Below are 25,763 nucleotides of genomic sequence, written 5' to 3'. Positions count from 1 at the left end.
AACAAATTAGAGCAGTATTAGAAAAGTATTAGAATTTGCCGGATCGGAAGAGATCGATTCTACAATCTTACCGGAATTATAAATGATGAAACCTTATCACAAAGGTAGTGCCCTCTCCTTGGTGTGAATACACCGAGATCTCACTCTTATGGAGGGTGAGTATCTTCTTTGTAAGCGTCATTCCGATACCATGTCCCTGAGCCTGGTTTTTATTCTCTCCGCGGTAGAAGAGCTTGAACAAGTTCTCCTTATCCGTTTCGGACATCCCGGCACCGTTGTCGGATAAACTTACGATGGTCCACTGATCACAGAATGAGATCTGGATAAACGACGTCCGGTTATCAGAATACTTGCAGTTATTCTCTATCAGGTTCACAAAAGCAGTGGTAAGCAGATACGGATTCCCGATCACAGTCAACACACGGTCATCATCTGCCTCCTGCTCGAAAATCAGTTCTATGTGATAATCCGGATGGGCTTTGAGCACAAGCTCATTGGCATCCAACAGCAATTCATCCAGCCGGATTTCCTCTTTCTTGATTTGCTCGGGATAATAATCCGCTTTGGCAAGGTTCAACAAGCCATCTATCAGTTCAATGACGCGCTGGGAATCTTGTAACGCATTGTGTATTGAATTTTGATATTGTGTGACAGTACGTTCCTTTTGCAGCGCCAAGTCAAGTTCTGCCGACAGTGCCGCCATAGGTGTACGAAGTTCGTGTGATACATTGCTCACAAACATCCGCTGATCATTGAAAGTCTTTTCCACCCTGTCCAGCAGTGCATTGAAGGCAAGGGCTAGTTCTCCCAGTTCATCATGCTCGTTCTTGACAGGCAACCGTTCGTCGATTTGAGTGACGGTGATACCCTCGGCTTTACGTACGATGCTACGGATAGGGGCAAGTGAACTTTTGGCAAGCATATAACCCACAATGACGAGCACACTCAGTCCGCCGATAGATAAAAGGAGAAGCAGCCGCGTCATTATGACCTGATTAATATGTCCGTAACGGTCGTAAGCGGCAGCTGTCACCACATAATTTTTACCCCCGAACTCATATAAAATCCCTATCCCCTGATAGTCTCCTGTACGGAAGTCGATCTCCTTTTTCCGGACAATCTCATCGATCATTCCGGGAGTCTCCTTAATGATATCGTTGTGCAACGCATCGTGGTAGAGTATCCGGAAATCGGGAGTGTATACAGCTACTTCCACCTCATCAATGAACTGACGATTATTGAGATATATCGACTGCATGGTTTCTACATCAACCTGATTGTTAAGAAACAGATGGGCTTTAGTGATAGCTTCGCTTCGCAGGCTACGATAAAAAGAATCACTGCGCAGATGTTCGTTCACACAATAGATAGTGGCCATAAACACGAGAAAGATAGTGGCCGTGATACCTGCATATTTGATGGTAAGGATACTTCTTATTTTCATAACTTATCGGTGAGAATAAATCCCATGCCTGTCTTTGTGTGTATGAGTTTAGTATCGAAGTCACGGTCTATTTTCTTACGGAGATAGTTGATATAGACATCAATGAAGTTCGTACCCGTGTCAAAGTGCGTGTTCCACACTTTGTCGGCTATATCCATCCGGCTGACAACTTTCTCTGCATTCTCGATCATATATACCAGCAGGTTGTATTCTTTGGGAGAGAGCTTAATGTCCCGTCCCGCCCTCTTTACGCTCTTGTCCAACAGGTTTACGGATAAGTCTGCATAATTTAACTCTTCCTCCACATCAGTCACTACTGCAAGTTTTCGTTTCAGAAGAACCCGGATACGAGCATACAGCTCCCTGAAGTCGAAGGGTTTCACCATGTAATCATCCGCTCCGGCATCAAACCCATCCAGTTTGTCGTCCGTACTGCCCAATGCGGTGAGCATCAGGATAGGAATGGCAGGGTTAGCAGCCCGAATCTCTTTGCACAATTCAAATCCGTCCATCTTGGGGAGCACAATGTCCGAAATGACAAGGTCGAACGTATTTGCACGGAACATTCTCAGTCCCATAGCTCCATCGTAAGCTACCAGACAGTTGTAACCGTTCTCTTCCAAACCGACGCGAAGCAAATCGGCCACCCGCTGTTCGTCTTCAATGATTAGTATGCTGTACATAAAGAGTCTTTTTTATTGTATGTTATTCGTCCCGATCAACCTGAACGGCACAAAGTTAAGACTTTTTTCCTATCCTGAATGTCATGCGGACAGAAAGAGGGTCAATCCTATAATAAAGTACTTCCAATCCCGCATATATCAGCAAAACGAAGCTAACAAAATGACCTATCTGATGGCATATCTCTTATTCCGCTGAGAACAAAAGAAGAAGTTAATTTTCTCACTATCCTGCTTTGACTGAAGACTATATTTATACAATTCCTTGTGATATATCAGTTGCTAATAAATAATCTTATAGAAAAAGTATTCCCATCATAAAGAAATGGTATAAGAACCGGGCTGCAATTAAATATTTTTCATCTTACATTGTTATAATAATAATCGACTTCTGTTTTATCAAATTCCTTCAGATCAACACTATATACATTGCGCGAAGGATCTCCCATATAAAATCCGCCCAAAATATATAATTTCCCATCAAAGTAATACAAAGCTGGAGATTTCAATTTCAGATCTATCATATACGAACGAACTTGCCTGCTTTTTATATTAAACGTCTGTACAACACCTTGTTCAAAAATATAAATTATATCATTATGATAAGCTAAACTGGGCCAGCCAAGCCGATATAACAAATGTCCGGCATTGGTCCATGCGCCTGTCAATAAGTTATAACATTCAATACTCCAGCCGCCACCGTTACGATTTCCGATTAAATAAATACAATGATCAACCAGAATTGTTTCAGGAGCTTGCCTAATCGGCATTTTTCCCAACTCATACCAGTAGCCGGATTTTAAATTCCATAAATGCATTTCATCCGAATAGACTCCTTCATTATTTTGCAAAACCTTTTTAACACCGCCTAAAACAATCATATTGTCTTTATACACAACGGATCCCAATAAAGTCGCTTGATGCGGATTAGTATAATCTGTCCAGACGGTATCACGCTTAATATCATATATTTCTATTGCATTATCCAGATAATCAACAATTCTGGTTTCAGATAATCTCTTTCCCCCTAAAATAAAAATTTTTCCATCATAATAACCCGCCGTATGATATGCCCTTTCTCTAAACTTATGCCTGATCGTCTCCCACTTATCTTGCTTGATATCATATCTATACATCATGTTACTATATTTTTCCCAAAATAAAGTAGAACGTATATTACTCTGAAAGGGGCCGCACGATGTACTCCCTCCTACAATATAAATCTGCCCATCTACCAAGACCGAAGCAAACGAATAGACTCCTCTTTTCAATGGAGACAATATTTCATAATGCAAAAAGCGATTTAAATGCCTATTGCTAAAAATAGATACTTCTTCCAAAACCCGATTATTCTCTATCAAAAAAACGGTACATCTATTTTTAATTAAATCACCATAAGACAATTTCTTGTGCAAATAATTAATATGAGAAAAATATAAAGTATCATTCAATGACAACGAATCATATTTCTCTAATGAGAACACCCCCTTTTCATCACTGATAGCTATGACTCTCCTATCTTTCAAACAGATATATACATTTGAAAGAGGAATGCTATCCTTTTCACTCACGACACACGCTCTGTCCTGGGCTTTCCCAGTTACATAGCAAAAAAAGAATATTAAAAACAGACTTCTCATATAACAAATATTAAATAAAAATCAACCTTGAACCATAACATTTATAGGTTCCAATGCAATGATCCAAGGTTGACTACCTATATTTAGCAACATATATCCGAACTAAGGGGACGTACATATATAAATAATATAAATGCCTGTCAGCAAGGATTCACAAGAGGAATATAGCAATTATCTTTTAGACACTTTAATAATATAGATACCCGATTATGTCATTGCCATACAATGATCAAAGTCATCTCCTAAACAAAAAGAATCCGAATTGCACCCTTGATGTTCATCAATGCCACAACCAACAAAATAAGGATCACAACTTTCCGTTGGACAAATTGTCATACCTTCCGGTGACAATTTCTCTAATATTTTTTCCATCTTATTATAATTTGGGTATGTTGCAAACATAGTGCAATATCCTTTAATTCTTTATAACAAACACCTAATATCTATATACTCAAAACTATATTTTTTAATTATATAAATTATTAGAAACCATTTCTTTCATCAATTAAATATCTATTTATATCTTTGTCACACCTCAAACAAAAAAATCATGAAAAAAGAACTACTGCTTACCATCTTATCTTCTATAGCCTTGATCCTTCTTCAAGTTTTTTGGATAAACAGTATGTATCAGAAATATGAGAATCAATATACGGAAAAAATAAATAAAGCATTTTTTAACGCTATCGAAAAGGAAGTAGGCCTTCGATCCATGCATATAGAACAATCAAAGCACTCTACAATCTTTATAAAATCTGTTGAATATATGTCCGAAGAAGAACGAGCTGGATATAAAGGAGACACCATTGATTTAGTGCATTTAGAGCAAAATGGAGTAGCGCGAAACGTCTCTGAACTCCTTACACAAATTAAACAAGATGGATTACTAGCGATTCAAAAACCTCCGATTCTATCAATCATTGATAGTCTTTTTCAAGATGAACTCTACGACCTAAACATTAATCACTATATTACTCTACGTAATAAAGAAAAACAAATAATAGATTCTGTTGGAAATGCTCATCTACAATCTCATTTTCAAATCATTATAAACCAAAAACCAATTGGCACCAAAGGACTCCTCTACATACAAATAGAATCAGGACTTCCCAATGACACGATCTTATCTCAAATGCTCTATTCTCTAATAGCATCCACATTGATTGTTGCTATAGTGTTAGGATGTCTTATTTTTCAGCTAACCGTCATTCGCAAAAAGAACGAAATATTAAAAAATCGCGAAGCAAGTGTAAATGGAATAGTCCACGATCTAAAATCACCATTAAATGCACTTATAACTCTAACTTGTTGGCTCAAAAAAAATGAATCAGACCACAAAAAGAAACAACTAATGAACGAAGTTATCAAACGAGCCAAACACTTAACAACACAAATTGAGTCCATATTAATCTGTGCCAGAGGTACAACACAGCACATCATTTTACAAAGGACAAAAATAAACATAGAAGAAGTAATTAAAACAGCCATCGGAAATATCTGTGTAGACTTAAGTTCAAAACCACATAGTATTGAAATAGTGAACGAGTCACCAAACATAGAGTGTTTAGCCGATCAACTCTACATAGAGAATGCCATAAAGAACCTAATAGAAAATGCTCTAAAGTACTCTAATGATGGAGTGAAAATACAAATAAAAATAGTTAAAATTAGTCAAGGCATACAAATAGAAGTGAAAGACAATGGCTGGGGAATCGCTCATAAATACCAAAAGAAGATATTTAGTCAGTACTATCAGGTTCCCCGAGAAACATCGCAAATCCAGAAAGGATATGGTATAGGATTATCATACGTTAAATATATAATTCAGGCACACGGTGGAAAAATACGACTAAGAAGTCGAGAAAATGAAGGAAGTACGTTTACTTTTTATATTTCAAAATAAGACAAAAAGATGGGAAAAAAACTCAAAATTTTTTTTATTGATGACGATATCGCACTTGGACATATATGTACCAGGATTATGCAGGAAGAAGGTTATGAAGTTCTTTATCAAACTTCATTAAACGGAGCAAAGGCTTGTATCGTAGAAACACATCCAGACATGATCGTACTCGATGTAGAAATCGGAAATAAAAATGGCATTGAGGCTGTCCCGGAATTGAAGGCAATAGCCCCTAATACTCCTATATTATTTATATCTTCACACACAAATAGCCAATTGGTAGTCCAAGCACTAAGTGCAGGTGCAGTAGCTTATCTGAAAAAACCTCTTGAAATTGATGAATTAATTGCATATATCAAAAGATACGCGATTTCACATCCATATCAAATAAAGATAGGTTCTCTTATATTAGACACAGACACCCAATTGCTATGCACTAAAGAATTGAGAGTGATTAAACAACTGAGCGAGGCAGAATACAAACTACTTAAACTTTTGGTTGCTTATAAAGAACAACTTGTTGAACGTCGGCAAATAGAAGAAGAACTATGGGGGAAAGTAAATGGAAATGAACAAGGAATAAATAATTTAATATCAAAACTACGCAAATACCTGTCTATTGACCCTACCATAGAACTCGTAACTATACCCAGAAATGGTTATAAGCTCTCAGTAAATCTAAGTTAATTCAATATTCATCTCAGAAAAACCACTACCTTTGCACCCTCAAAAACCAAACAAAAGCGACTGATGAAATACAAACTCCTCGTACTCGACTTGGACGGAACACTGACCAACGCTAAAAAAGAGATAACTCTACACAACCGAGAAGCACTGATACGTGTACAGCAACAGGGTGTGAAACTGATACTTGCATCGGGACGTCCTACCTTCGGTATTGTACCCTTGGCCGATGAACTTCGCATGAAGGAATTCGGCGGATTTATCCTCTCCTACAATGGCGGGGAAATTATCGACTGGAGTACCGGAGAGATAGTTTATGCCAATGTATTGCCGGACGAAGTGATACCTCGGCTATATGAATGCGCCACGCGCAACCAACTTCCCATCCTGACTTACGACCGGCAATATATCATCACTGAATATCCCGATGACGTGTATGTCCGGAAAGAGGCTTTCCTCAATAAAATGCAGATATATCCTTCCACAGATTTTCTGAAAGATATCCGTCTGCCGCTTCCTAAGTGCTTGATTGTGGGTGAGCCACATCGTCTGATTCCCATTGAAGCCGAACTTTCGGTAGAACTGCAAGGTCAACTGAGTGTTTACCGCTCGGAGCCCTTCTTCCTCGAACTGGTGCCACAGGGAATAGACAAGGCACAATCTTTATCTGTCTTACTTAACAAGTTGAACATGAACCGGGAAGAGATGGTGGCTGTAGGCGACGGCTACAACGATCTTTCAATGATTCAATTTGCCGGATTAGGTGTAGCCATGGGCAATGCACAGGAACCGGTAAAGAAAGCCGCCGACTACATTACCCTTAGCAACGAGGAGGACGGTGTAGCTGCAGTCGTAAACAAGTTCTTTACAAAAGCACCCGAGAAGGGGGAGACAACAGTTTAAACACAGAAATTAATAAGAAAGCAAGTTGATTTCTCCATGATATTAACGCGTTATATATAAGTATATTATCATTCATCATACTAAACTTATCTCAGCCCGTATACCCGGGCCGGTGGGCCCGGGTATACGGGCTCATGGGCACAGGTATGCGGGCTTATGGGCACAGACATGCGGGACGAGATAAAGTCCGGACCATTTTCACTAAAGATACTAAGGAAAAGGAAATGCTTTAAACGGCATAAACAGATAGATAGCACGCTATATACAATTACAGATCAATACCTTATCCATCAAAAACAGTGGGTGGAAGATGGAAGATGAAAGTGGAAGATAAACGGCTTGAAAACGCTATCTTCCACCCATTCATTTCGTTGATAATTAGATAAGTAAACAGAAAAAGGTGGAAGATGGAAGATCGGAATGCATTTTTCGTATGAGTGGCCCGATCTTACATCAGACACATATACTTACAGAGAATAATCCGGCAGAACACGTCCCAATTCAAATTATTTATTCTAACTTTGTGGTTTAAAACAGAATAAATCTCAAACGTTATGGAACATCAACTGACGATTTACAACACTTTAGATAGAAAAAAAGAGCTGTTTGTGCCTTTGCACGCTCCACATGTGGGCATGTATGTCTGCGGACCGACGGTATATGGCGATGCACATCTGGGACATGCCCGTCCGGCCATCACGTTCGACGTACTTTTCCGTTATCTCACCCGGCTGGGTTATAAAGTGCGATACGTGCGTAACATTACCGACGTAGGCCACCTGGAACATGACGCAGATGAAGGCGAAGATAAGATTGCCAAGAAAGCCCGTCTGGAACAATTGGAACCCATGGAAGTAGTGCAATACTACCTGAACCGGTATCATAAAGCCATGGAGGCACTGAACGTACTTCCCCCCAGCATTGAGCCACATGCCTCGGGACATATCATCGAACAGATAGAATTGGTAAAAAAGATTCTGGATGCCGGCTATGCATACGAAAGCCAGGGTTCGGTATATTTCGATGTAGCCAAATACAATAAAGACTACCATTATGGCAAACTCTCGGGACGTAACCTGGACGATGTACTGAATACAACCCGCGAGCTGGACGGCCAGGAAGAAAAACATAATCCTGCCGACTTTGCTCTTTGGAAACGGGCACAACCGGAACATATCATGCGCTGGCCTTCACCATGGGGTGACGGTTTCCCCGGCTGGCATGCCGAGTGTACAGCTATGGGACGTAAGTATCTGGGCGAACACTTCGACATTCACGGAGGAGGCATGGACCTTATCTTCCCGCACCACGAATGTGAAATCGCACAGTCGGTAGCTTCACAGGGTGACGATATGGTTCACTATTGGATGCACAACAACATGATCACCATCAACGGCACCAAGATGGGCAAGAGTCTCGGAAACTTCATCACGCTGGATGAATTCTTCAGCGGCTCGCACAAATTGCTGACTCAGGCTTACAGCCCGATGACCATACGTTTCTTTATCTTGCAGGCACACTACCGCAGTCCGGTGGATTTCAGCAACGAAGCCTTGCAAGCAGCAGAAAAGGGACTGAGCCGACTGATGGAAGCAGTAGACAGTCTGGAAAAAATCACTCCCGCAGCTACTTCGAACGTCGATGTAAAAAGCTTGCGCACGAAGTGTTTTGAAGCAATGAACGATGACCTGAATACTCCGATTGTGATTTCACATCTCTTTGACGGAGCCAAGATGATCAATAATATCATTGCCGGCAACAACACCATTTCTGCCGATGACCTGAAAGACCTGAAAGAAGTATTCCATACATTCTGCTTCGATATCCTGGGTCTGAAAGAAGAAATCGGTTCGTCGGACGGACGTGAAGCCGCTTATGGAAAAGTGGTCGATATGTTGCTGGAACAACGTGTGAAGGCAAAAGCCAACAAAGACTGGGCAACCAGTGACTTGATCCGTAACGAACTGACTGCATTGGGATTCGAAATTAAAGATACTAAGGACGGATTTGAGTGGAAACTGAATAAATAAAAAGCTTCAGAAAGTTGTATTTAGAAAACATCACAGAGGATGCGGAGGGAACAAAGTAATAGCTTTGTATGCTCCGCGTCCTCTGTGGCTAATTCAGAACAGATATAAAAATGACAGCACAAGAATTTTTCAAAAACGACCTGTTTGCCACCAATGCGGGTGTAGAGCTGATCGAGATACGAGAAGGATACAGCAAAGCAAAACTGGAAATAAAACCCGAACATCTGAATGCGGGACAACGGACACAGGGAGGCGCCATCTTTACTTTAGCCGATCTGGCACTTGCGGCAGCAGCTAACTCACATGGCACATTGGCCTTTTCGCTCTCTTCCAATATCACTTTCTTGCGCGCCAGCGGCCCCGGAGACACACTCTATGCCGAAGCACGCGAACGCTATACCGGACGCAGCACAGGTTATTATCAGATAGATGTAACCGATCAGGAAGGCAGACTGATAGCTACCTTCGAGTCGAGCGTATTCCGCAAAAAAGACGAAGTTCCGTTCACTTTGTGACAATAGAAGTCTGAGGATGTCGGTAACCACTGACACTCTTCAGGAATGCCTTGGCCGAACCAAAGTTAAGGTGCATATCCAGACGTACCGGAAGGTGATTCCGGTCGTCCGTCACATAGAACGTTATGACCTCTTTCTCCTTTCCCTTTTTATTATATTCCACGAGTGAGAATATCAGGCAGCGATAGGTAGTATCATTCTCGGCAGTAATCTTCTTAATTCCCCGGTAAATCAGGGTCTGTTCTTCTACTCTACGCCCCGTCGCCATCGGGAACTGGATACGTTGACCGATGGTATATTCCTTTGGATCGAACGAACGGGCCTGCGCCAGAATAGTAAGCATATCATAGATACAACGATTGTCACTTTGCTCCGTCTCGGTGATACTCCCGTCTTTACGCACCCGTTTTTGATTGACATAACACATGCCGTTCCGAAACGAGAAACGGGCTTCATCGACGGTATAACGTTTTCCTTCTTCGGCTCCCTTCCGAAAATAGCGGGGTTCCAGCTTTTCAGTCATGACGCTTGTCAGCGTATCCCGCATCTTAAAGAAGAAGTCGGCCTCTTTACTGCTAATGGCCAATAAATTGACCCGATAGGCCGGCTCGGAGTGATAAGTCGTCGAGTTAGTGGTAAGGCTGGCAAGTCCCACTTTCTTCCAAATGAATTTCCAGTTGAAATAAAGTTCGTACATGACGTGCTCACCGGACTTAAACGCATCGTTCTTTGCTTCACACTGGGCATTGCCCGATGATGGGAAAGCAAAAAGCAGGGCGATAATAAGACATATCCACTCTTTCCGCCTAATTGCGGCGGCTACGGTTTGCGTTTTGACTATCTCGGGTCTTTTTCTTCTTATCTTCATCTGGTTTCTGTTTTTTAAGTTCGTCCGGCTTTTGCTTATCCAGAGGCACAGCTGTCACATTCCAGTCCTGAGTAGCATCCCAGTTTGCTTTAAATTCAATAATATGCGGATAATAGTATACCATCTCAGGCTGTATGCCCTTCTCATAGTCACCGGCATCCCACACTCCGTTGCCATTGGTATCGTTTACCAACCGGGCTCCGTATTTGCCGGGATTCAGATAGTAAAACTCCGCTCTCCCGTCAATCACCGGACGCCTGCGAAGAACTTTATCCTGATTATCCAACAGTTCGACAAAAGCGATAGAATCTGCTCCGGTTATGTTGAGGAACACATTACCGTATTCTTCGATCTGACGAACCTTGAAGGCTTGCTTTATCTTATCGGTAAACAGCCCGTAAATGCCATGAAAAGCTGTGGAATCGACGGCAAATTCATACTCGCCTCCGGGTTCCCAATCATAATAGAGGTTATAGCGGCGCACATCGAGCGAATCATGTTCGAACTCAAAAGGAACGTCGGTCCATATCGTATCTACTTTCTGGCGAAGATGAATAGCCGCACTGTCAAAGCGGGCTACCGGTTCTTCAAAAGTCATGGTGATATAATCGAACACGTCCATAGACGAAGGAGCGTGTGTGTTTACCGACAAGAACTTAGTCGGTTCCGGCTCATCGTCTTTCTTCTTTTTCTTTTTAGGCTCTTCTTTCTTCACTTTCTTTGCGGCCAACCTTAGCGTATCCGTACGAGGAACTAATTGATTTAACGTATCAGTGTACAAATAGTTCAGGCTCAACGTAAGTGTATCTTGCTGATAAAGCAAAGAGTCGCGTATCCAATAATGAATAGTGTCGTTGCGGAATGTCTTTTCTATCACAAAAGCATCCTTCTCGTCGAAATTCAAGCCTTTCAACACAGGCAAAGAATCTGCCGGAGCCGAAAAATACAAAGAAAATTTATTCGGAGTAAGGCGTTCGCTCTTAACCAGGTATTGTGAAACAGAAGGCTTTTTAAATGAGCGAAGCACAATATTATCGGGCAGGAAGTAGGTATATTTCTGCTCAACAATCGTATCGATGGTCAGTGAATCGACCCAGGCAGTATCCTGGCGTATCCGCTCTTCGAAGCGGGGAATAATCAGCGAGTCATTGAAAGCCACCGCTTCACCTTTTTGGTTATAGAAGAAATTCTGATCGGCATCCATTAAACCGAAAATACGATATTTGCCCGGTGCAATCCCACGAATCGTGAAGTGTCCACGACTATCGGTACGAGCTACACGATCAAAAGGAAGTTTGGTAAAAGCCGAGTCATTCAGGTTGGAATGTAGTCCCACCAACATACCTTTAATGGGTTCCAGATCAGAAGCTTCAAGCAAGGTGCCCGATACCTCCATTGTATCAATAGAGGCCCCTGTAGAGAATGTAAACGCAAAATTACCGAGCGGATTGCCCTCGTTGTTATCGACGATCGCATCCGAAAAATCGATTGTATAGGTGGTATTGGGCTTCAAAGAGTCGAGCAGGTTTACAGTAATCCGCTTCCCTCCGGGTTTAATCTCCGGTTGTTGCAACTGGGGAGGCGAAACCACTACCTTTTCACTGGCCTTTTCAAGTTTAATAAACTCATCGAAATCAAGGACAATCTTTGACTTTTTAGTATTTACGGCTCCTGCTGCCGGCGTACTGCCGATGAAGCGGGGTGGAGTTTCATCAAAAGGTCCCCCATCCGGACGTCCCATACTGGCACAAGAATAAAGGGTAGCTACCAGAGCAGCAACTCCCAACAGACTACGGATGAGTCGTTTTTTTCTATATATATTGTCTTTTAACATGCTGCAAAAATAAGCCTTATCCATTAATTAATGCTATACTTTACACTAATTTATCCAAAAAGACTCTGTCCGACAAGACAAAAAACGTATCTTTGACCAACAATTTACAAACCTAATAAGATTAACCCCATGAAAAGACAACTGCTGACTTGCTGCCTGGCGATGTGTAGCCTGGCGACCATGGCTCAACATGACGAATGGAAAAACCCCGAAATTAATGCGGTAAACCGTGCACCGATGCACACCAATTACTTTGCTTACTCTTCAAGTGAAGAAGCCGCAAAAGCCGATAAGGAAAACTCAAGCAACTTTATGACCCTGAATGGCATCTGGAAATTCAACTGGGTGAAAAATGCAGATGCTCGACCGACCGACTTCTACCGGACAGACTATAATGATAAAGGTTGGGGACAGATGAAAGTCCCCGGTGTTTGGGAAATGAACGGATACGGTGATCCGATTTATGTCAACGTAGGTTACGCCTGGAGAAGCCAATACAAAAACAATCCTCCTTATGTGCCCATAGAAAACAACCATGTAGGATCGTATCGGAAAGAAATCATTATTCCTGCCGAATGGTCAGGAAAAGAAATATTCGCCCACTTTGGTTCGGTCACTTCAAACATGTATCTATGGGTCAACGGTAAATATGTGGGATATAGCGAAGACAGTAAACTGGAAGCTGAATTTAACCTGACCAAATATCTGAAACCGGGCAAGAACCTGATTGCGTTTCAGGTATTCCGCTGGTGTGACGGTACGTACCTGGAAGATCAGGACTTTTTCCGCTACTCGGGAGTGGGACGTAACTGCTATTTGTACAGCCGCAATAAAAAATATATTCAAGATATCCGTGTAACTCCCGACTTGGACAGCAATTATACAAACGGTACATTGAACGTGGCACTCAATCTGAACGGAAGCGGAACAGTAGAGTTGAACCTGACAGATCCGGCAGGAAAAAGTGTTGCTACGGCACAGGTTAACGGAAATGGACAAAAGTCTGTTGTCATGGACGTGAGCAATCCTGAAAAATGGACAGCAGAAACACCCAACTTATATACACTGACTGCAACCCTGAAAAACGGCAGCAACACGCTGGAAGTGATCCCGGTAAAAGTAGGTTTCCGCAAAATTGAATTGAAGGGCGGACAGATACTGGTGAACGGGCAACCGGTGCTCTTTAAAGGTGCCGACCGCCACGAAATGGATCCGGACGGAGGATACGTGGTTTCCCGTGAACGCATGCTGCAAGATATTCTGCGTATGAAGCAGCTGAACATTAACGCGGTACGTACCTGTCACTATCCGGACGACAATCTGTGGTATGACCTTTGCGACCAATACGGTATCTATGTAGTGGCAGAGGCCAATATCGAGTCGCACGGAATGGGATATGGCAAAGAAACACTTGCCAAAAATCCATCTTACAAAAAAGCACACATGGAACGCAACCAACGCAATGTACAGAGAGGGTATAACCATCCTTCCATCATTTTCTGGTCATTAGGAAACGAAGCCGGATACGGCCCGAACTTCGAACAGTGCTATACATGGATCAAAAACGAGGACAAAACACGCGCCGTACAATATGAGCAGGCGGGTACCAATGAATTTACAGACATTTTCTGCCCGATGTATTACGATTATGACGCCTGCAAGAAGTACAGCGAAGGCAATATAGACAAACCTTTGATCCAATGTGAATATGCTCATGCTATGGGTAACTCGCAAGGGGGCTTCAAAGAGTATTGGGATCTGATACGCAAATATCCCAAATATCAGGGAGGTTTTATCTGGGACTTTGTAGACCAGTCGAACCATTGGAAAAATAAGGATGGAATAGACATCTACGGATATGGCGGTGACTTCAATAAATACGATGCTTCGGACAATAATTTTAACGACAACGGACTGATCAGCCCCGACCGTCGCCCCAACCCGCATGCCCATGAAGTGGGATACTTCTACCAGTCAATCTGGACTACTCCCGGCGATCTGTCAAAGGGAGAAATAAAGGTATATAACGAAAACTTCTTCCGGGATTTGTCCGCTTATTATATGGAGTGGCAATTACTGGCAAACGGTGAAGTAATGCAAACCGGAGTCGTTCAGGACCTGAACGTGGCTCCCCAACAAACAGCGACTCTCAAACTGAATCTGAATACGGAAAAGATCTGTCCATGTAAAGAGTTGTTGCTCAACGTAACTTATAAGTTGAAAGCTGCCGAAACACTGATGCCGGCAGGAAGTACAGTAGCATATGACCAGCTGACTATCCGTCCGTATACAGCCAAAGCATTGGAATTAAAGAACCAGAAAGCATCTAATCTTGACATTGTCGTACCGGTCATTAAGGACAACGACCATAATTATCTGATTGTAGAAGGCGAAAACTTCATAATCGAATTCAATAAGCACAATGGATATCTCTCTCGTTACGAAGCAGATGGTATGCAATTATTAAATCCGGGAGCTCAACTGACTCCTAACTTCTGGCGTGCTCCTACCGATAATGATTATGGAGCAGGATTACAGCACCGGTATGCTGTCTGGAAAAATCCGGGACTGAAGTTGACTTCATTGAAACAAAGTATCGAAAACGAACAGGCAATCGTTCAGGCTGAATATGAAATGAAAGCTGTAAAAGGAAAACTATTCCTGACTTATGTTATCAACAATGAGGGAGCGGTCAAAGTAACTCAAAAGATGGAAGCCGGCAAAGAAGAAAAGGTTTCTGATATGTTCCGTTTCGGCATGCAAATGCAAATGCCCGAAAACTTCAATGAAGTGGAATATTATGGCCGTGGTCCGGTTGAAAATTATGCCGACCGCAATCACTCTACTTTAATTGGCAAATATCGCCAGACAGTTGCCGAACAGTTCTACCCGTACATCCGTCCGCAAGAAACCGGTACCAAAACCGATTTGCGCTGGTGGAGAGTATTGAATATCAGCGGAAACGGTCTGCAGTTTGTAGGTGACGCTCCTTTCTCCGCCTCTGCCTTGAACTATAGCATCGAGTCTTTGGATGACGGAGTACAAAAAGACCAACGCCACTCTCCTGAAGTAGCGAAAGCTCCTTTCACTAACCTTTGCATCGATAAAGTACAGATGGGTCTGGGATGTGTCAACAGTTGGGGAACACTTCCACTGGAGAAATACCGTGTACCTTATCAGGATTATGAATTCAGTTTCATCCTGACCCCCGTACGCCACAAAGTGAATATGTGAAACAAGATTCCATGACAACAGGGACAGTGGTCCGGAATTTTCCGGATCACTGTTTTTTTATCATCTTTTTTCTGCCCCCGCCTGTTTCGCACCCATCTGAAGTAATTTTGAGCTTTACACCTATATTAATTAGAGAAAAACATCGTTAAAAACAGATATTAAAAAACAACGGTATAGAAAATAAAGAGTACTTTTGTCGCGGAAAACTAATTAAGGGTAATCAGTTTTCACCTATACCTGATAAGGTTATCACGATAAACCACTTTGCCACAAAATGAACATCATTAAAAATTGAATATAAAGAAGGTATGAAAAGTAAAATTGTTTTGTTTGCATTTTGTTTAGCCTTGTTGTCGGGTTGCGGCAAAAAGGGCTTCAACATGGGAGGAACTCCCGAATGTGCAGTAGAGACATTGCAGCCCACCACTGTCAATCTGAAAAGCTCCTATCCGGCCACAATCAAGGGTAAACAGGATATCGAAATCCGCCCGCAGGTTTCCGGGTTTATCACTAAACTGAATATTGATGAAGGATCTATGGTCAAAAAAGGACAGGTACTGTTCGTCATCGATCCGGTGCAGTATGAATCTGCCGCCCGTGCAGCAAAAGCCGCTGTAGCCACAGCTAAAGCGAATGTTTCTACTCAGGAAATCACTGTAAAAAACAAACGTGAATTAAACAAGAAAAACATCATCAGCGACTATGATTTGGAAATGGCTGAAAATACACTTGCATCTGCAAAAGCTCAATTGGCATCTGCCGAAGCCCAGCTGATCAGCGCTAACCAAAATCTGGCATACACACGCGTAACAAGCCCTTCGGACGGTGTAGCCGGAACAATCCCTTACCGTGTAGGTAGCTTGGTAAGCGCTTCAAGCCCGTCACCTCTCACTGTGATCTCGGACATCACTCAGATGTACGTTTACTTTTCACTGACAGAAAAGGAATTACTGAACCTGATCCGTCAGGACGGTTCTCAGACTGAATTTCTGAATAGCTTCCCGGCTGTTCAACTGACATTGGCTGACGGAACGTTGTATGCCGATAGCGGTAAAATAGAGACGGTAAGCGGAGTCATCGACCAAAACACAGGTGCTGTAAGCATGCGTGCCACTTTCCCGAATCACGGACATCTGTTGAGAACAGGCGGTACCGGTAACATCCAGATTCCTTATAGCAAGGAGAATGTAATCGTTATCCCTCAAAAAGCAACTTACGAAATACAGGATAAGAAATTCGTATATCTGCTCCAGCCGGATAACACTGTGAAAAATACCGAAATAGAAATATTAAATCTCAACGATGGACAAAACTATGTAGTCACTGCAGGACTGAAAGCCGGCGACAAAATCGTTGTCGAAAACGTCAGCACCCTGAAAGACGGTGCTACTATCAAGCCGCTCACCCAGCAGGAATCGGCCGAACGCTTTAAAGCAGCTTTGGAAGAACGCAAAAATCAGTAAACGAGTTAACTCAAAAAGCAGAATATGAAATTAGATAGATTTATTAATCGTCCGGTACTATCAACGGTTATCTCCATCGTGATAGTGATTCTGGGTGTGTTAGGCCTGCTGTCGCTGCCTATCTCCCAGTATCCGGATATTGCCCCTCCTACTGTACGTGTCAACACGACGTATCAGGGAGCCAATGCACAAACTGTATTAAACAGTGTGATTGCTCCGTTGGAGGAGCAGATCAACGGTGTAGAAAACATGATGTACATGACTTCTACTGCCACCAATACCGGAGAGGCCTCTATCGAGGTTTACTTTAAACAGGGTACGGACCCGGATATGGCTGCCGTAAACGTACAGAACCGTGTAGCCAAAGCACAGGGTCTGTTGCCGGCCGAAGTAACCAAGGTAGGTGTGATTACCTCAAAACGACAAACCAGTATGTTGCTGGTATTCTCCCTGTATAGTTCGGATGACAAATATGATAACGAATTCCTTGAGAACTATGCTAAAATCAATCTCGTACCGGAAGTTCAACGTGTACCGGGTGTAGGTGACGCCATGGTGCTCGGTGCAGACTATTCTATGCGTATCTGGTTGAAACCGGACGTAATGGCCCAATATCACCTGATGCCTACCGATGTTTCGGCAGCATTGGCCGAACAGAATATCGAGGCTGCTCCGGGTTCATTTGGTGAACAGGGCAAACAGACTTTCCAATATACGCTGCGTTATAAAGGACGTCTGCAGAGCCAGGAAGAGTTTGAGAACATCGTGATCCGTGCCAATTCTGACGGGCAGGTGCTCCGATTGAAAGATATTGCCACAATCGAGTTAGGTCGTCTGACATACGGATTCTCTAACAACGTAAATGGTCACCCTGCCGTAACGGTTATCGTATTCCAGACAGCCGGTTCGAATGCGACTGCCATCATCAATGACATCCTCGACTTGCTTGAAAAATCAGAATCGACTTTCCCGCCGGGAGTTAAAGTAAATATCTCACAAAATGCCAACGACTTCTTGTTTGCTTCTATCCACGAAGTTGTAAAGACTTTGATTGAAGCCTTTATCTTGGTATTTATCGTGGTTTACATTTTCTTGCAGGATCTACGCTCGACACTGATTCCGGCCATCGCGATCCCGGTAGCATTGATCGGTACATTCTTTGTGCTTTACATCATCGGATTCAGTATCAACTTGCTTACCCTCTGTGCCATGGTACTCGCCATTGCCATAGTGGTGGACGATGCCATCGTCGTCGTCGAGGGTGTCCATGCCAAGCTCGACCAAGGCTATAAATCAGCTCGGTTAGCTTCCATCGACGCCATGAACGAATTGGGTGGCGCTATCGTCTCCATTACATTGGTTATGATGTCCGTGTTTATTCCGGTAAGCTTTATGACCGGTACTTCCGGTACATTCTACCGTCAGTTTGGTCTGACTATGGCTATCGCTATTGCCTTGTCGGCAGTAAATGCCTTGACACTGAGTCCTGCATTGTGCGCCATCTTACTGAAACCCCACGATCCTGATGCTAAAAAGAAATCGACTTTGGCAAGCCGTTTCCATGCTTCGTTCAATGCTGCTTATGACACAGTATTGAAGAAATATAAAAAACGTGTTCTCTTCTTCATCCAGAAACCGGTGCTGACCATCGGCTCCGTAGTAGTGGGTTTCGCACTGCTCATCTTCCTGATGAAAGTGACTCCGACCGGTTTGGTACCGAATGAAGATACAGGAACGATTATGGCAGTAGTCGATATGCCTCCCGGAAGCTCACTGGAACGCACTCAGGAAGTGATGTGGCAGGTAGATAGCCTACTGGCCTCCGACCCGGCTATCGAAAGCCGTACCATGATCGCCGGTTATAGCTTTATCGCCGGTCAGGGTCCCAGCTACGGTTCATTTATCTGTAAAATGAAGAACTGGGATGAGCGTTCCATCGCTCAACGTTCTGACTTCGTTTCAGGTATGCTGTATCTGAAAGCCCGTGAAGTGATTAAAGACGCCCGCGTACTGTTATTCGCTCCCCCTATGATTCCGGGTTACAGTGTATCCAACGGTTTCGAAATGAACTTACAGGATAAGACAGGCGGTAGTCTGGATAAATTCTATGAAGTAGCTCAGGACTTTATCACCAAGCTACAGGCACGTCCCGAAATTCAGTCGGCACAGACTTCGTTCAACCCGAACTTCCCGCAGTACATGATCGATATCGATGCCGCTGCTTGTAAGAAGGCCGGATTGTCTCCGAGCGACATCCTTACTACCCTGCAAGGATATTACGGTGGTCTATATTCGTCCAACTTCAACCGGTTCGGTAAGATGTACCGTGTAATGATTCAGGCCGATCCGAACAGCCGTACCAATCTGGAGTCACTGAACTCGGTTAAAGTACGCAACGGCAACGAGATGGCTCCTATCACTCAGTTTATGAGCGTTAAACGTATTTACGGACCGGACAATATCAAGCGTTTCAACATGTTTACGGCAATGACTATCAATGGTTCGCCGGCTGACGGATACAGTTCTGGTCAGGCCATCCAAGCCATGCAGGAAGTGGCAGAACAGACGTTGCCTACCGGATACGGATATGAATTCTCGGGTATGACGCGTGAAGAACAAAGTTCGAGCGGCAGTACTACTGCGATGATCTTCGTCCTCTGCTTCGTATTTGTTTATCTGTTGCTGAGTGCACAATACGAAAGTTATATTCTTCCGTTTGCCGTACTGCTTTCTATACCGTTCGGTCTGGCAGGTAGCTTCATTTTCGCCCACCTGATGGGATTGGCAAACAATGTCCTTCCGATACTGGGAGCAGCTACCAACAACATTTATATGCAGATCGCATTGATCATGTTGATGGGTCTGTTGGCAAAGAACGCCATCCTAATTGTAGAGTTTGCTCTCGACCGTCGTAAGATGGGTATGAGTATCACTTGGGCTGCCGTATTGGGTGCAGGTGCCCGTCTCCGCCCGATCCTGATGACTTCATTGGCCATGGTTGTCGGCCTGTTGCCTTTGATGTTTGCCATGGGCGTAGGTGCCAATGGTAACCGTGCTTTGGGTACGGCTGCGGTAGGCGGTATGTTTATCGGTATGATATGCCAGATATTCGTGGTTCCTGCTTTGTTCGTTATCTTCCAGTATCTACAAGAGAAGGTGAAACCTATTGAATGGGAAGACATCGATAATACGGATGCAGAAACAGAAATTGAACAATACGCTAAATAGGAATAAAGAAAAGAATATGAAGAAACAAATTATAGGTATGTTGTGTGCAACTGCTCTCTTGAGCAGCTGCCACATCTACAAATCATATGACAGACCTAAAGATATTGAAGCCTCCGGTCTTTACCGGGACACAGTATCTGTTGCCGATACACTGGTATCCGATACTGTCAACTTCGGAAATCTGCCTTGGAGAGAGGTCTTCACCGATCCTCAACTGCAAGCGTTAATCGAACAGGGATTAACCCACAATACAGATCTGCTGACTGCTGCGCTGAAAGTGAAAGAGGCACAGGCATCACTGATGTCAGCCCGTCTGGCTTACGCTCCTTCACTCGGATTGTCACCACAAGGAACCATCAGCAGCTTTGATAAGCATGCCGCAACCAAAACCTATTCGTTGCCGGCAACAGCCAGCTGGGAGATCGATCTATTCGGCAAGTTGCTGAATGCCAAACGCGGTGCACAAGTAACATTGTTGCAAACCAAAGCATATCGTCAGGCTGTACAGACTCAGATCATTTCGGGCATTGCCAATACCTATTACACCTTATTGATGCTCGACCGTCAGCTCGATATTACCGAACAGACTGCCGACATCATGAAGCGTAATGTTGAAACCATGCAGGCAATGAAAGATGCGGCTATGTTCAACACTACCTCTGCAGGGGTGGAACAAAGCAAGGCTGCCTATGCACAAGTACTGGCGTCTATTCCGGCTATCCAGAAGAGTATCCGTGAAGCTGAGAACGCTATGTCCATGCTATTGGCACAAGCACCACAGACTATCAAACGGGGGGTTCTGGAAGAGCAGCAATTACCTGAAGATTTCTCAGTGGGCGTTCCTTTGCAACTACTCTCTAACCGTCCGGATGTGAAAGCAGCCGAAATGGCATTGGCCGGTACTTACTACAATGCAAATTCGGCCCGTGCCGCCTTCTATCCGCAAATCACTATCAGCGGCTCGGCCGGTTGGACCAATAGCGCCGGTAGTGCCATTATCAATCCTGGTAAACTGCTTGCCTCTGTACTTGGTTCGCTTACCCAGCCTCTCTTCTACCGTGGTGCAAACATTGCCCGCCTGAAGATAGCCAAGGCACAACAGGAAGAGGCTAAACTGGCCTTCCAGCAGAGTTTGTTGAATGCCGGAAGTGAAGTAAGCAATGCATTGTATCAATATCAGAGTGCTTCTGAAAAAACTGCTTCCCGCAAATTACAGGTAGAATCTTCAGAAAAAGCATCCGAATATACAAAAGAATTGTTTAAATTAGGGACGTCTACTTATCTGGAGGTATTGTCGGCCGAACAGTCTTTGCTCAGTGCCCGTTTATCTCAGGTAAACGACACCTTCGACCGGATGCAGGCTGTAGTGAGCCTCTATCAGGCATTGGGCGGCGGAAGAGAAGATTAACTTTAAATACAATACAATTATGATTAGTCCATTAGCATCGATAGCCCCCGGGGCAAAAATCGGAAAGAATGTGATCATTCAACCGTTTGCTTACATTGAAGATAATGTCGAAATAGGGGACGACTGTATCATTATGCCCTATGCCAGTGTGCTGAATGGTACACGGCTGGGAAAAGGTAATAAAGTATATCAACATGCCGTATTAGGAGCAGAACCACAGGATTTCCACTACAAAGGAGAAGAAAGTTCACTGATTATCGGGGATAACAACCATATCCGCGAAAACGTAGTTATCAGTCGGGCTACTTTCGGTGGGAATGCTACCAAAATAGGCAATGGCAATTTCTTGATGGATAAAGTCCACATTTGTCACGATGTACAAATCGGAGATAATTGTGTAGCCGGTATCGGCACCACCATCGCCGGAGAATGTACCTTGGATGATTGTGTCATCCTGAGTGGCAATGTTACCCTCCATCAATATTGTCATGTGGGACAATGGACATTGGTACAGAGCGGTTGCCGTATTTCAAAAGATGTGCCCCCATACAGCATTATGGCCGGTAACCCGGTAGAATATCACGGAGTAAATGCCGTAGTATTGCAACAACATAAAAATACGAGCGAAAGAGTTCTACGCCACATAGCCAATGCTTATCGCCTGATCTATCAGGGAAACTTCAGCCTGCAGGATGCAGTGCAAAAAATTATAGACCAGGTTCCCATGAGCGAAGAGATAGAGAATATAGTGGCTTTTGTCAAAGAGTCTAAGCGTGGAATCGTAAAATAGAAACCATTCTCTGCTTATAAAAGAAGGTGTAGCCATCTCAGAAAGAAGGCTACACCTTTTTTAGTAGTATCGAGGCCCTTTAGAGGCAGGTTCATCACAGACTATTCAAATTCCAACGTACCGAAGAAGTCGGGACGGTGAAAATCCGGCTTTTCTATTTTGATCGGATTCCATGAGAGGAAATGCGGAGTTTGCAGTTCGTCGCCACATTTATAGAAGTTGGCTGTGATTGTTTTCCCGTCCAAAGAGGTAATGTGATGTTTGAAGAAAGCTGTATATGGAATCACCAATGCCACCTCCCAGTTGCACTCACCGATACGTTCATCGAAAGGCTGGCGTCCCAGACTGGCCCAACGTTTCACCTGATCTGTCACTTCCCGAGAAGCGCGTTCACGGTTGTTGCGTTCTGCTCCTGCACCAATAAGAATGGTTCCGATACAGTTGCATTCGATGTTATAATAGATACCGTCACCGGCAGGTACAGAGAAAAACTCCACACAGGAATCAGTCCATACGGAGCCATCGTCTTCTCCATACTTGGCCCGTACACTGGCCTCTTTTACATTGAAGTGTAACAAAACAGCATCATCGCTATGTGCTATACGGAACTCCACTTTCGGACGATAAGGGTAGGCTTCCCAATTCACATTATCAATGGGTTGGAAACCGATCTTTTCTTTATCCAGTAATTCGGGAAGTGCATCGACCTCCACATTAGCAATACTGATCTTCTTTACTTTCATGGTCTATTCTATTTTTATCTTGCAAAAATATATACTTTATTTCAGTATTCCGTTCTCCATCCGATGCTATTTTACAACCTTTCCCGAAAACGTTTACTTTCGGATCTCCTTTTTTATGGTCAGTCAGATGATTTCCTTACCTTTGCAGCGTGAAACAACCACTTTGCATTGATTTAAGATAATAACTTCAACGGGTAAATCCCTAATGTATCTAACAAATAACACAAAAAATGAAGAAGCATCTGATTTTATCTGCTTGCCTGATAATGGCAATAAGCAGTTTTGCTCAAAAAAAGGACTTTAGTTATAAGTTTTACGGACAGATTCGCACAGACCTTTATTACAACAGTCGTGCCAACGAAGAGACAGTAGACGGATTGTTTTACATGTACCCCAAAGACGAAGTATTCGATAGCAATGGCAGAGATTTAAATGCAACTGCCAACGGTAGCTTTTACACCCTATATACCCGCCTGGGATTGGATGTAAAGGGACCTAAACTGGGACGCGCCATGACTTCCGCCAAAGTGGAAGCAGACTTCCGCGGTTCAGGTACTTCTTACTCTACTATACGCTTGCGTCATGCTTACCTGAACCTGGATTGGGGACGTTCGGCTCTTTTGCTCGGACAAACCTGGCATCCGCTCTTCGGTGACGTATCACCTCAAATCCTGAATCTTTCGGTCGGAGCACCTTTCCAACCGTTCAGCCGTGCTCCACAAATTCGTTACCGCTATACACACAAAGGGTTCCAACTGACGGGAGCAGCTATCTGGCAATCACAGTATCTGTCACAAGGTATTGTCGGTAAAAGTCAGACTTATATAAAGAACAGTTGTGTTCCTGAGTTCTATCTGGGACTCGACTATAAAGCCAATGGATGGATAGCCGGAGCAGGAATCGAACTGCTCTCTCTGAAGCCTCGTACAGAGTCTAAAGTAGAGGACCAAGTCTATAAAGTGAACGAGCGCATCACCACCCTGTCTTACGAAGGTCATGTGAAGTATAGCAATAAAGATTGGTTTGTAGGTGCTAAAACCGTATTAGGCTCCAACCTGACACAAACCTCCATGCTGGGAGGATTCGGAATCAAATCCATCGATAATCGGACCGGAGAACAAAAGTATACACCGATCCGGGTATCCAGTTCATGGCTGAACGTAGTATACGGACAGAAATGGAAACCGGGTATCTTCCTGGGATATGTCAAGAATATGGGAACAAGCGATGCCCTGGCATCCAATCAAGTATACGGAACAGGAACCAATGTGGACCAAGTGGTGACAGCCGGTGCTGAACTGACCTATAATGTCAACCACTGGAAGTTTGGAGTGGAATATACCTATACTTCCGCCGCTTATGGCTCACTGTATCTTAAAAACGGTAAAATCATCGATACACACTCCGTTGGTAACAACCGCATCGTAGGTGTAGCCATGTTTATGTTCTAAAAACAGATGAATACATTACCTATCCACCTCGCTCCGCTGCAAGGTTATACCGAAGCAGCCTATCGCAATGCCCATGCCGCCGTTTTCGGCGGTGTGGATGTCTATCATACTCCTTTCGTACGAATAGATCGGGGAGAATTCCGCCATAAGGATGTACGGGATATTCTTCCCGAAAACAACCGGGTTCCTCACCTCATTCCACAACTTATAGCCTCCGAGATGGACAAAACAGAGCGAATAATCGCCCTTTTCATCGAACAAGGCTATCGGGAGATGGACATTAACCTCGGTTGCCCTTTCCCGATGTTGGCAAAACGGCAATGTGGATCGGGCATGCTGCCCCACCCTGATAAAGTGGAAACATTACTCAAACAGATCGAACAGTATCCCGATGTGAGCTTCTCAGTAAAAATGCGCTTGGGATGGAAAAAGCCGGATGAATGTTTGACCCTGTTGCCTCTATTGAATGCGGCTCCGCTGACCGAGATTATCGTTCACCCCCGCTTAGGTATCCAGCAATACAAAGGAGAAGTAAATATGGAGGGCTTTACAGCTTTCTACGAAGCATGCAGACATCCTGTTATCTACAACGGAGACATCCTGACCATAGAAGACATCCGGTGCATCACCGAAAAGTTTCCGAAACTTACCGGAGTGATGATCGGCCGCGGATTATTGGCAAACCCTGCATTGGGTTGGGAATATAAAGAAGGCAGGAAACTTATGCCTGAAGAATGGAGAGAAAAGTTGAGAGCACTGCACACAGCCGTTTTCCAACACTATGAGACACAGATACAAGGTGGCGAAGCACAACTGGTGACTAAGATGAAAACGTTCTGGGAGTATCTGGCCCCACAAATAGACCGAAAGAGCTGGAAAGCTATCCATAAAAGCACTACGCTTGCCAAATACAACATTGCCGTCCGTTCGGCATTTTGATAAAAA

Annotated in this window: 19 protein-coding genes; 12 read left to right on the top strand and 7 right to left on the bottom strand. The window is 43.6% G+C overall.

Annotated features, from left to right (window positions below; translation table 11 throughout):
• Nucleotides 1-76: 76 nt before the first annotated feature.
• From BF9343_RS00760 to BF9343_RS23540, 4 genes are all read right to left on the bottom strand, one after another.
• A complete protein-coding gene (locus BF9343_RS00760; RefSeq protein WP_005796827.1) occupies nt 77-1,444 on the bottom strand; it encodes a HAMP domain-containing sensor histidine kinase in 1,368 nt (455 codons plus the stop codon).
• Entirely contained in the window at nt 1,441-2,127 is a 687-nt protein-coding gene (locus BF9343_RS00755) for a response regulator transcription factor (RefSeq protein WP_005796829.1), read from the bottom strand. Before BF9343_RS00755 ends, BF9343_RS00760 begins: the two co-directional genes overlap by 4 nt.
• A gap of 356 nt (nt 2,128-2,483) precedes the next feature.
• Nucleotides 2,484-3,764, bottom strand: coding sequence for a Kelch repeat-containing protein (locus tag BF9343_RS00750; RefSeq protein ID WP_005813840.1), 1,281 nt, complete (start codon nt 3,762-3,764; stop codon nt 2,484-2,486).
• Nucleotides 3,765-3,971: 207 nt separating this feature from the next.
• A complete protein-coding gene (locus BF9343_RS23540) occupies nt 3,972-4,136 on the bottom strand; it encodes a hypothetical protein (protein ID WP_224223189.1) in 165 nt (54 codons plus the stop codon).
• Between the two features lie 178 nt (nt 4,137-4,314).
• On the opposite strand from BF9343_RS23540, the gene BF9343_RS00745 reads away from it, so the two are divergent.
• The 5 genes from BF9343_RS00745 to BF9343_RS00725 all read left to right on the top strand — a co-directional run bounded on the left by BF9343_RS00745 (nt 4,315) and on the right by BF9343_RS00725 (nt 9,799).
• Nucleotides 4,315-5,667 (top strand): sensor histidine kinase, encoded by a 1,353-nt coding sequence (locus BF9343_RS00745; protein WP_010991928.1) that lies wholly within the window; start codon nt 4,315-4,317, stop codon nt 5,665-5,667.
• Nucleotides 5,668-5,676: 9 nt separating this feature from the next.
• Nucleotides 5,677-6,354, top strand: a complete 678-nt coding sequence (locus tag BF9343_RS00740) for a response regulator transcription factor (protein WP_010991927.1) — start codon at nt 5,677-5,679, stop codon at nt 6,352-6,354.
• Nucleotides 6,355-6,417: 63 nt separating this feature from the next.
• On the top strand, nt 6,418-7,254 hold the full coding sequence (locus BF9343_RS00735) for a Cof-type HAD-IIB family hydrolase (protein WP_005813849.1): 837 nt from the start codon (nt 6,418-6,420) through the stop codon (nt 7,252-7,254).
• A 554-nt stretch (nt 7,255-7,808) separates the two neighbouring features.
• Nucleotides 7,809-9,284 carry a cysteine--tRNA ligase gene (gene cysS / locus BF9343_RS00730; protein WP_005801929.1) on the top strand — a complete coding sequence of 492 codons (1,476 nt, stop codon included), beginning with the start codon at nt 7,809-7,811 and terminating at the stop codon, nt 9,282-9,284.
• A gap of 110 nt (nt 9,285-9,394) precedes the next feature.
• On the top strand, nt 9,395-9,799 hold the full coding sequence (locus BF9343_RS00725) for a PaaI family thioesterase (protein ID WP_005779558.1): 405 nt from the start codon (nt 9,395-9,397) through the stop codon (nt 9,797-9,799).
• Here BF9343_RS00725 and BF9343_RS00720 read toward each other — a convergent pair.
• Nucleotides 9,789-10,667, bottom strand: a complete 879-nt coding sequence (locus tag BF9343_RS00720) for a DUF3108 domain-containing protein (protein WP_008769176.1) — start codon at nt 10,665-10,667, stop codon at nt 9,789-9,791. The genes BF9343_RS00725 and BF9343_RS00720 overlap by 11 nt on opposite strands.
• Complete coding sequence (locus BF9343_RS00715; protein ID WP_005796864.1) at nt 10,606-12,525, bottom strand: Ig-like domain-containing protein; 1,920 nt, start codon at nt 12,523-12,525, stop codon at nt 10,606-10,608. The genes BF9343_RS00720 and BF9343_RS00715 overlap by 62 nt, the downstream gene beginning before the upstream one ends.
• Before the next feature lie 105 nt (nt 12,526-12,630).
• Here BF9343_RS00715 and BF9343_RS00710 point away from each other — a divergent pair, with 105 nt between their 5' ends.
• From BF9343_RS00710 to lpxA, 5 genes are all read left to right on the top strand, one after another.
• The gene (locus BF9343_RS00710) at nt 12,631-15,735 is read left to right on the top strand and encodes a glycoside hydrolase family 2 TIM barrel-domain containing protein (protein ID WP_008657952.1); all 3,105 of its coding nucleotides are present in this window, start codon (nt 12,631-12,633) and stop codon (nt 15,733-15,735) included.
• A 308-nt stretch (nt 15,736-16,043) separates the two neighbouring features.
• Nucleotides 16,044-17,198 (top strand): efflux RND transporter periplasmic adaptor subunit, encoded by a 1,155-nt coding sequence (locus tag BF9343_RS00705; protein ID WP_005783796.1) that lies wholly within the window; start codon nt 16,044-16,046, stop codon nt 17,196-17,198.
• 24 nt (nt 17,199-17,222) lie between these two features.
• Entirely contained in the window at nt 17,223-20,426 is a 3,204-nt protein-coding gene (locus BF9343_RS00700; RefSeq protein ID WP_005783792.1) for an efflux RND transporter permease subunit, read from the top strand.
• A gap of 16 nt (nt 20,427-20,442) precedes the next feature.
• Nucleotides 20,443-21,834, top strand: coding sequence for an efflux transporter outer membrane subunit (locus BF9343_RS00695; protein WP_005783789.1), 1,392 nt, complete (start codon nt 20,443-20,445; stop codon nt 21,832-21,834).
• Nucleotides 21,835-21,853: 19 nt separating this feature from the next.
• On the top strand, nt 21,854-22,624 hold the full coding sequence (gene lpxA, locus BF9343_RS00690; protein WP_005783787.1) for an acyl-ACP--UDP-N-acetylglucosamine O-acyltransferase: 771 nt from the start codon (nt 21,854-21,856) through the stop codon (nt 22,622-22,624).
• 101 nt (nt 22,625-22,725) lie between these two features.
• Here the strand turns inward: lpxA and BF9343_RS00685 are convergent, their stop codons facing one another.
• Nucleotides 22,726-23,367 (bottom strand): carbohydrate-binding family 9-like protein, encoded by a 642-nt coding sequence (locus BF9343_RS00685; RefSeq protein ID WP_005783784.1) that lies wholly within the window; start codon nt 23,365-23,367, stop codon nt 22,726-22,728.
• A 230-nt stretch (nt 23,368-23,597) separates the two neighbouring features.
• Here BF9343_RS00685 and BF9343_RS00680 point away from each other — a divergent pair, with 230 nt between their 5' ends.
• A complete protein-coding gene (locus BF9343_RS00680) occupies nt 23,598-24,818 on the top strand; it encodes a hypothetical protein (protein ID WP_005783781.1) in 1,221 nt (406 codons plus the stop codon).
• A gap of 6 nt (nt 24,819-24,824) precedes the next feature.
• Nucleotides 24,825-25,757, top strand: coding sequence for a tRNA-dihydrouridine synthase family protein (locus tag BF9343_RS00675; protein ID WP_010991925.1), 933 nt, complete (start codon nt 24,825-24,827; stop codon nt 25,755-25,757).
• The last annotated feature ends 6 nt before the right edge of the window (nt 25,758-25,763 follow it).

The sequence above is a fragment of the Bacteroides fragilis NCTC 9343 genome (assembly GCF_000025985.1).
GTDB classification, from domain to species: domain Bacteria; phylum Bacteroidota; class Bacteroidia; order Bacteroidales; family Bacteroidaceae; genus Bacteroides; species Bacteroides fragilis.
This window is presented reverse-complemented; position numbering and strand designations above follow the sequence as displayed.